Genomic DNA, 9,510 nt, shown 5'->3' on the forward strand with positions numbered 1-9,510 from the left:
GGCCCCCGCCGGAGCGTCGCGCAGGAACCGGGCAGCACCGCGACGATCCGGCGGGGGCCGACCACGAGGCCGGTGGCGGCCGCGGGCCCGGCCGCGGGTACGGTCGTCGGTCCTACCGTCGCTCTTGCCGTCGGTCCTGCCGCCGGCGCCGCCGGGGGGGCCTCGCCCGGGAAGGGCACGAAGCTGTTGGCGATCGCGATCACCAGCCGGTCCATCTCCCGGGCCGAGGCTTTGTCGTAGGCGAGGGTGAAGCCGCGGATGCCCGCGGGGCCGGCGGCGTGGCGGATGTAGAACTTGCCCGCCGTCGTCTCGCCGGTGACGACCGTGAAGTCCGGCCGCTTGAGGGAATAGGTCACCTTGCGGTCAGGGGTCGCCGCGGAGTTCTGGGCGAACAGGGCGTCGAGGTCGCTCTCGCCGGGGGGGCTGGCCTTGGTGTCGAGGGTGATGCGCCCGTCCGGGCTCTGCCAGCGGGTGCCGCCGGACAGGCGGCTGCGCTTCGAGAGCAGCCGCTCGGGAACCCCGATGACGACGCCGGTGGCGGCATCCGGCGCCACGGTGAACCGGGCCGCCCGGCGCGCCGCCTCGCCGGCAGCCAGGAGGGCGGCGCGGGCGGGCTCGTCCAGGATCCCGGTCGCGGCGGTCCCGGACATCGTCTGCCAGGCGCCGATCGCCTCGTAGGTGCGCCGGCCGAAGGTGCCGGTGACGACGCTGGTGTAATTGCCGGCCCAGACGAGGGCGTCCTGCACCGCCCGGCGCTCCGCCTCGGGCCGGGCCTCGAAGGCGGCGCGGGCGGCCTCGAAGGCCGGATCGGGCGTGGCCGGGCCCGGGGGGCGCGGCGCGGGCGCCTTCGCGGCGGGACCGGTGGTTCCGGGCGCCGTGGGACGAGGCCCCTGCGCGACGGCCGCCGGCGCGAGGGCACCGCAGGCGAGGAGCGGCAACAGGCCGGCGGCGAGCAGGCGGGCGGATCGCGGCATCGGGCTCTCCGAAGACAGGCGCCGGACCTTGGCAGAGGCGAAGCCGGACTTCCAGGCTCGTTCCGCCTCGGTCCTGTGCCGATCCGTCTTGATATTGGATCGGCCAACGCCTTTCCGTGGCGAAGTGGAACCCGGATCGGCGCGAGACCTGACCACAAGGAGACCTGAGCGAACCGGATCCGAGCGAAATCGATCGTTCCGGCTCGACATCCGATTGCACCGCGACCGGGTGCTGCTTAGGCTCCGCCCGCGCGGGGAATCGCTGCGAGGCCGGACATGTCGCTCATCACCAGGGTCGGTCGCATCGCCATCGGCTTGGCTGGCGGAATGGCCGGCATGCTCACGGCACTCCCCGGCGCGGAGGCCCAGCCGGCCCCGAACCCGGCGCCCCGCCGGGCCGCCCTGGTGCAGCCCGCGCCCAGGCCCAAGAGCTTCGTGCGCCCGGCGCTGGCCAGCGAGGCGGTGCGGCTCGAGGCGCGGGTGAGGGAGGAGGGTGGCGCCGCCGGCAAATCCGCCGCGCAATGGCGCCGCGAGGCCGAGACCCTCAAGGGCAAGGACGACACCGACGGGGCGCTCGCCGCCTATCGCCGTGCCGCCGTCGCCGAACCGTCGGACTGGCGCAACTGGTATGCCCTGGCGGAGACCGCGGGCGATGCCGAGAACGACGATTACACCACGAACGAGAAGCTGAAGACGGAGGCCCGGGCTGGCGCCTACCTGGCCTATCAGCGGGCGAGCGCCCCCGCCGACGAGGCGCGGGCGCTCTCGCTCCTCGGCGCGGCCCTGGCCAAGCAGGAGAGCTGGCGCCCGGCGCTCGAAGCCTATGCGGCGAGCCTGGCACTCGCGAGCGACCCGGAGACCGCCAAAACCTACGAGGCGCTGCGCGACGAGCACGGCTTCCGGGTGCTCGACTACAAGGTCGATTCCGACGCCGCGGCGCCGCGGGCCTGCTTCACCCTGTCGGAGACCATCGACCCGAAGGCGGATGTGGCGCCCTTCGTCGCCGTCTCGGGCGCGAGCGACACCGCCGTGACCGCGCAGGAGCAGCAGGTCTGCGTCGACGGCCTGCGCCATGGCGAGCGCTACGGCGTGGTCCTGCGCCAGGGGCTGCCGTCCACGGTCGGCGAATCCCTCCGCAAGGCGGCCGATTACGAGATCTACGTCCGCGACCGCAGCCCGCAGGTGCGCTTCACCGGCCGCAACTACGTGCTGCCGCGCACCGGTCAGGCCGGCGTGCCGCTGATCTCGGTCAACGCCGCGAAGCTCGACGTCGAGGTGGTGCGGATCGGCGATCGCGGGCTCCTGCCGGCCCTGCGCTCCGACGAGTTCCTGTCGCAGCTCTCCGGCTCGAGCCTGCGCACCATCGCCCGCGAGCGCGGCGTGGCGGTGTGGAAGGGCACCCTCGACACGGCGCCGGCGGAGACCAACCGCGAGGCGGTGACGGCCTTCCCGGTGCTCCAGGCGGTCGGCAAGGTCGAGCCTGGGCTCTACGTGATGATGGCGCGGCCGAGCGGCACCGCCGCGCTGGCCGACGAGGAGGGCGGCTACGAGAGCGAGGCGACGCAGTGGTTCGTGGTTTCCGACCTCGGGCTCACCGCCTTCAAGGGCCGGGACGGAATCCAGGTCCTCGCCCGCTCCCTCGCCTCGGCCTCCGTGCTGAAGGGGGCGGAGATCCGCCTCGTCGCCCGCAACAACGAGGTGCTGGCGACGCGCAGCACCGACGGGCAGGGCGTCGCCGCCTTCGATCCCGGGCTCGCCCGCGGCGAGGGCGGGGCGGCCCCGAGCCTCGTCGTGGCGCGGCTCGGCGACGATTACGGCTTCCTCGACCTGAACTTGAGCGCCTTCGACCTCGCCGATCGCGGCGTGAAGGGCCGGCCGGCCCCGGGCGCGGCGGAGGCTTATCTGTTTCCCGAGCGCGGGGTCTACCGCTCGGGCGAGACGGTGCAGCTGACCGCGCTCCTGCGCGACGCCAAGGGCGCGGCGATCCCGACCCTGCCCCTGACCCTGGTGGCCAAGCGCCCGGACGGCGTCGAGTACCGCCGCGCACAGGTGGCCGATGCGGGCCTCGGCGGCCGGGCCTTCTCCCTGCCGCTGCTCTCCGGCATCCAGCCCGGCACCTGGCGGGTCGTCGCCTATACCGACCCGAAGGCGCCCCCGGTCGGCGAGGCGACGTTCCTCGTCGAGGATTACGTGCCGGAGCGCATCGAGGTGACCCTGACGCCGGCCGAGGCCGCCCTGAAGGCGGGAGAGCCGGCAACGGTGTCGGTGGCGGCCCGCTATCTCTACGGCGCGCCGGGGGCGGGCTTGAGCATCGGCGGCTCGGTGGCGGTGCAGCCGGCGGCCCGCAGCGGCATCAAGAATTTCGAGGAGTTCTCGACCGGCCTCGACGACGAGCGCATCGAGCCGGTGACGGCGGAGCTGGATGCCCCCGTCACCACCGACGCCCAGGGGCGCGCGACCGTGCGGGCCGCGGTGCCGGCCACGAGCGGGCCGCGGCCCTTCGAGGCCAAGGTGTCGCTCCAGGTCGGCGAGCCCGGCGGCCGGGCGGTGCAGCGCAGCCTGACCCTGCCGATCCTGCCCGCCGGCCCGGTGATCGGGATCAAGAAGGGCTTCGGCGAATTGCGCGAGGGCGCGACCGCGAGCTTCGAGGTGGCGGCGGCCCGGCCCGACGGCACGCGCCTGTCGGGCGAGGCGAGCTGGACCCTGCTGCGGGTCGACCGGCGCTACCAATGGTACCGGGCCGACGGGCGCTGGTCCTACGAGCCGGTCAAGACCACCGCCAAGATCGCCAACGGCCGCGTGACGCTCGATCCCGGCGCGCCCGCGAAGGTCGCGATGCCGGTCGAGCTCGGCCAGTACCGCCTGGAGGTGCGCGGCCCCGGCTTCGAGGCGGCGAGCCTGTCGTTCAATGTCGGCTGGAGCGGGTCCGAGACCGCTGACGCGCCAGACCTCCTCGACCTCACCCTCGACCGCGGCGCCTATGCGTCGGGCGACACGCTCAAGGCGCGCCTGCGCCCGCGCTTTGCCGGCACCGCCACCGTCGCGGTGGTGAGCGACAAGGTCCACGAGATCCGCACCCTCGACCTGCCGGCCACGGGCGCCACCGTCGAGATCCCGGTGAAGCCCGATTGGGGCGCAGGCGCCTATCTCGTCGCCACCGCCTACCGGCCCCTCGACCAGGCGGCCAAGCGCCTGCCCGGCCGGGCGATGGGGCTGGCCTGGTTCGGGATCGACCGTGACGCGCGCACCCTCGGCGTCACCGTGGAGGCTCCCGCCAAGGTCCGGCCCCGGGGCGAGCTGCACCTGCCGATCCGCCTCGCGGGGCTGAAAGCCGGCGAGGAGGCGCGGGTGACCGTGGCGGCGGTCGATGTCGGCATCCTCAACCTCACCCGCTACGCCAATCCGGACCCGTTCGGGTTCTTCTTCGGCCAAAAAACGCTCTCGACCGAGGTCCGCGACCTCTACGGCTACCTGATCGACGGCATGCAGGGCACGCTGGGCGCGATCCGCTCGGGCGGTGATGCCGGCGGGGCGGAACTCGACGGTGCGCCGCCGGCCCAGGAACCGCTTGCGCGCTATTCGGGCGTCGTCACGGTCGGCCCGGACGGCCGGGCCGAGGTGAGCTTTCCGATTCCCGCCTTCAACGGCACCGCCCGGGTGATGGTGACCGCCTGGAGCGCGGCCCGGGTCGGGGCGGCCTCCGCCGACGTGGTGATCCGCGATCCGGTGGTGGCGAGCGGCACGCTGCCGCGCTTCCTCGATGTCGGCGACCGCTCGCGCCTGCACGTCGCCCTCGACAATGTCGAGGGACAGGCCGGCACCTACGCGGTGGATGTCGATCTCGCCGGGCCGGTGGTGGTCCCGGCGGGAGCCCTCAGCCGCAGCCTGCGGCTGGAGCCGGGCGGGCGCGGCACGGTCGAGATTCCGCTCACCGCGGCGGGGCCGGGCCTGGCGCGCGTCGACCTGCGGCTCAACGGCCCGGGGCTCTCCGAGCCCGCCGGCCAGAGCTTCGCCCTGCGGATCCAGCCCGGCACCGGGGCGCTCCTGCGCCGCGAGGTGCGCAAGATCGAGCCCGGCGCGAGCCTGACCCTGTCGGGCGACCTCCTCGCCGAGGTGATCCCGGGGACTGGCTCCGTCACGCTGGCCGCCTCCCCCTTCGGGGGGATCGACGTGCCGGCCCTGCTCCAGGCCCTCGACCGCTATCCTTACGGCTGCACCGAGCAGGTGGTGAGCCGCGCCATGCCGCTCCTCTCGGTGAACCGCCTGGCGGCGCTCGCCCAGCTCGGCCTCGACGGCACCGCCGACGAGCGGGTGAAGGGGGCCATCGAAAGGGTGCTGTCGCGCCAGGATTCGAGCGGCGTCTTCGGGCTGTGGTCGTCGTCGGGCAGTGCCGAGGATCTGTGGCTCACCGCCTATGCCACCGACTTCCTGACCCGGGCGCGGGAGCGCGGCTTCGCCGTGCCGCCAACCGCAATGTCCCTGGCCCTCGACCGGCTGCGCAACAGCGTGGCGAATGCCACCGAGGTCACCGGCGGCGGCCTCGACCTCGCCTATGCGGCCTATGTGCTCGCGCGCAACGGCCGGCCGGTGATGGGCGACCTGCGCTACCTCGCCGACACCAAGCTCGCCTCGTTCTCGACGCCGCTCGCCCGCGGCCAGATCGCCGCGGCGCTCGCGCTGCTCGGCGACCGGGCCCGGGCCCGCACCGCCTTCGAGGCCGCCGTGGCGGCGCTCCGGGCCGAGCGCGACAGCGGCACCTACCGGGCCGATTACGGCTCGCGCCTGCGCGACGGCGCCGGGCTGATCGCGCTCGCCGCCGAGACCGGGGTGGCGCGGGACGCCCTCGGCTCGCTCGGCAATGTGGTGGGCGAGGAGCGGGATTCGGGGCGCCCGACCAGCACCCAGGAACAGGCCTGGATGGTGCTGGCGGCAGCCGAACTCGCCAAGGACGCCGCCAAGGACGCGCCCTCCCTCGCCCTCGACGGCACCCCGGTCTCCGGGGCCCTGTACCGGACTTATTCCGGTGCCGCCCTGGAGGCGAAGCCGGTCACGGTGACGAATCGCGGCACCGCCCCGGTGCAGCTCGCCCTCGGCATCGCGGGCAACCCGGCGGTGCCGGAGCCGGCCGAGGCGAAGGGCTACACGATCGAGCGCAGCTATCACCGCCTCGACGGCAGCCCGGCCGACCTCGCCTCCCTGCGCCAGAACGACCGCCTGGTGGTGGTGCTCAAGGTGACCGAGGCCAAGGCCAGCGCCGGCCGCCTGCTCCTCGTCGACCGCCTGCCGGCGGGCCTCGAGATCGACAACCCGAAGCTCCTCGACACGGATGCGACCGCCGGCCTCGCCTGGGCGAAGTCCGACGTGAAGCCCACCCACACCGAGTTCCGCGACGACCGCTTCGTGGCGGCCTATGACCGCGACCCGAGCCAGTCCGCCTTCTTCAGCGTCGCCTACACGGTGCGGGCGGTGACGCCGGGCCGCTACGTCCACCCGGCGGCGACGATCGAGGACATGTACCGGCCCGGGCGCTACGGGCGCACGGCGTTCGGGACGCTGGAGGTGGGGGCGGCGCGGTAGGGCGGCCCGGCCGCTCAGGCCGATCGGAGAGTGACGGCGGACCGGCTCAGGCCCGCCGCATCGGCAGCCTGCGCCCGACTGCGAGGACGCGCCACAGCCATTCCGGCGGGCCGCCGTAGCGGAACCTTGCGAGCCAGAGGCGGCTGAGGACGACCTGGGGCGGCGTAGAGGGCGATCGCGATCATTCCGGCCTTCCCCTCTCTCCTTGGGCGCGGTCCCCCGGCGTCAGCCCCTCACCAGACGCAGGGCCGTCTCCCGCCGCTCCGCCGCGACCGGCCTCTCCCCGGCCACCAGCCCGGCGATCTGCTCGACGGGCTGCGGCTTGCCGAACAGGTAGCCCTGCATCTCCCCGCACCCCTCCGCGATGAGGAAGAGCATCTGCCCCTCGGTCTCGACGCCCTCGGCCACCACCTGGATGTCGAGGCTGCGGCCCAGGCCCAGGACGGCGCGCACGATCATGGCGGCGGCCGGGCGCTGCTCCAGCTGGCTGACGAAGGAGCGATCGATCTTGATCGTGTCGAACGGGAACGCTTGCAGGGTCGCCAGCGACGAGTAGCCGGTGCCGAAATCGTCCATGGCGATCCGGATCCCGAACGACTTCAGGCGGCGCAGGACCGTCATGGCACGGGCCATGTCGTTGATGATGACCGTCTCGGTGACCTCGATCTCCAGGCGGTCCGGCGGTAGGCCGGTCTCGGTCAGGATCGCCAGGACGCGCTCGGGCAGGTCGATCTGCTGGAACTGGCGCGGCGACAGGTTGACGGCGACCTTGAGCGGGCGCGCCCAGCCCGCCGCCTCGCGGCAGGCGGCGCGCAGCACCCATTCGCCGAGGGCGACGACGAGGCCCGTCTCCTCGGCGAGCGGGATGAAGGCGCCCGGCGGCACCAGCCCGCGGGACGGGTGCTGCCAGCGCACCAGCGCCTCGAACCCCACGAGGCGCCCTTCCAAGGGGCCCCCATCCGCATGCTGGCTGTCCGGGGATTGCCCGGCCGAGGGCTGTCCCACGAAGAGCTGTCCGCGTCCGGGCCTGACCTGTGGCTGGTAATGCAGCACCAGTTCGTCCTGCGCGATGGCCCGGCGCAGGTCGGCCTCGAGCCGCCGCCGCTCGGCCAGCGCGAGGTCCATCGCGGGGTCCATCGCGGGGTCGAAGAGGCAGGCCAGATTCCGCCCAGCCGCCTTCGCCTTGTAGAGGGCGAGATCGGCGCGGCGGAGGATCGCCTCCTCGTCGGTGCCGTCCGACGGCGACGAGGCGATGCCGATGCTGGCGCCGATCTCGATCGACTGGTCGCCGAGCCGGACCGGCCGGCCGATCTCCCGGATCAGCGCCTCCGCCCGCGCCAGCGCGTCGCCCGCGCCGTCGACCGCGTCGAGCAGGACCGCGAACTCGTCGCCTCCGAGCCGCGCCGCGATGTCCGGGGCCGCGAGGCCCTCCCGCAGGCGCTGCCCGACCTCGCGCAGAAGGGCATCGCCCGCATGATGGCCGAGGACGTCGTTGACCTCCTTGAAGCGGTCGAGATCGATGCACAGCACCGCGCAGGCCGCCTCGCCGCGCCGGTGCCCGGAGAGCCGGCGCCGCAGCCGGTCACGGAACAGGGTGCGGTTCGGCAGGTCGGTGAGGGCATCGTGGGCGGCCATGTGGGCGATCCGTCTCTCCGCCTCCTTGCGCAAGCCGATATCGACATGGGTGCCGACAAGCCGCGTCGCCCGCCCGTCCGCGTCGCGCGCGACGACCTTCGCGCGGGTGAGAAACCAGCCCCAGCTCCCGTCCTTGCGCTGCAGCCGGTGCTCGCATTCGAAGACCGGCGTGGTCGCCGCGAGATGGGCGTCGAGCCGGCCGAAGACCTCCGGCCGGTCGTCGAGGTGGATCAGCGACAGCCACGCGCTGCGGTGAAACGGAAGCTCGCCCGCCGCGTAGCCGAGTCGCTGCCACAGGCGATCCGAGGCCCACAGGTCGCCGGTTGCGAGATCGCAGTCCCACAGGCCGTCGCTGCTTGCATCGAGCGCCAGGGCCAGACGCTCCTCGCTCACCCGCAGCGCGTCGCGGGCGCGGACGATGTCGTCGATGTCGAGCGCCGTGCCGATCCACTCGACGACCGTGCGCTCCTGCATGACCGGAACGATCACGATCTTGTGCCAGCGATACTCGCCCGCCGGGTTCCTCCACCGCAGTTCCGCATCGAAGGTCCGTCGCTCCACCCGCGCCCGGTGCCACGACGCGGCGGTCCCGGCACGGTCGTCCGGGTGCTGGGCATCGATGCGCAGCGCATAGGAGGCGAGGTTGGCGCCGAAGAAGGCCCGGAAGAGCCGGTTGCTGTAGACGATCCGGCCATCGTCCTGAACGACCCAGACCATCTGCGGCAGCGAGTCCGTCAGGGCGCGCATGCGCTCCTCGCTGGCGAGCAGGGCCGCCTGCTGCTCGCTCAGCACGCGGTTCATCCGGCGCAGGCGGTCGGCGACCAGTGCCAGGACCGAGCAGGCGAGCACCGCCAGGACGACCAAGGCGATGCCCACGGCGATCGGCGCGCGCGGCAGGCTGCCGGCATCGGGCCCGGCGCGCGGATCGGGCACGACCTCGGCGGCGGCCATGGCGAGGAAATGCAGGACGGCGATTCCCCCAGAGAGCAGGGTCGCCGAGGGCACCAGGTTGCGGTCGCCCTGGTGCCGGAGCATCAGGAGCGAGGCGCAATTCAGGACGGATCCGATGAGCAGGGCGGCGACGGCCGTGCCCGGATGCCAGATGAAGGTCCCGGGGATGCGCACGCCCTGCATGCCGGTGACGTGCATCGCGGCGAGTCCGAGGCTCAGCACGATGCCGGCGCCGATGCAGCCGCGATTGGTCCGGAAGGCGTGCAGCAGGGTCAGCGCCGCGAGCGCGCCGGCGACGCTGACCAGCAGCGAGGCGAGGGTCAGCGCCGGATCGTAGCCGACGCCCACGCCTGGATCGTAGCCGAGCATGGCG

At 73.6% G+C, this 9,510-nt stretch carries 3 protein-coding genes and 1 pseudogene; 1 reads left to right on the forward strand and 3 read right to left on the reverse strand.

Annotated elements, in window-relative coordinates; all coding sequences use genetic code 11:
- Positions 1–974: peptidoglycan-binding domain-containing protein (locus VP06_RS25945; protein ID WP_048466696.1), on the reverse strand; the 974-nt coding region annotated here is incomplete at its 3' end.
- A 276-nt stretch (positions 975–1,250) separates the two neighbouring features.
- Between VP06_RS25945 and VP06_RS25950 the strand changes: the two genes are divergently transcribed.
- Complete coding sequence (locus VP06_RS25950) at positions 1,251–6,551, forward strand: alpha-2-macroglobulin family protein (protein WP_048466697.1); 5,301 nt, start codon at positions 1,251–1,253, stop codon at positions 6,549–6,551.
- Positions 6,552–6,597: 46 nt separating this feature from the next.
- Here VP06_RS25950 and VP06_RS35315 read toward each other — a convergent pair.
- Positions 6,598–6,696, reverse strand: a pseudogene (locus tag VP06_RS35315) (hypothetical protein); the annotation flags it as partial.
- A gap of 80 nt (positions 6,697–6,776) precedes the next feature.
- Positions 6,777–9,510, reverse strand: a 2,734-nt coding sequence (locus VP06_RS25955; protein WP_048466698.1) for a bifunctional diguanylate cyclase/phosphodiesterase, incomplete at its 5' end; no start/stop codon positions are given.

Source organism: Methylobacterium aquaticum, from assembly GCF_001043915.1.
GTDB classification, from domain to species: domain Bacteria; phylum Pseudomonadota; class Alphaproteobacteria; order Rhizobiales; family Beijerinckiaceae; genus Methylobacterium; species Methylobacterium aquaticum.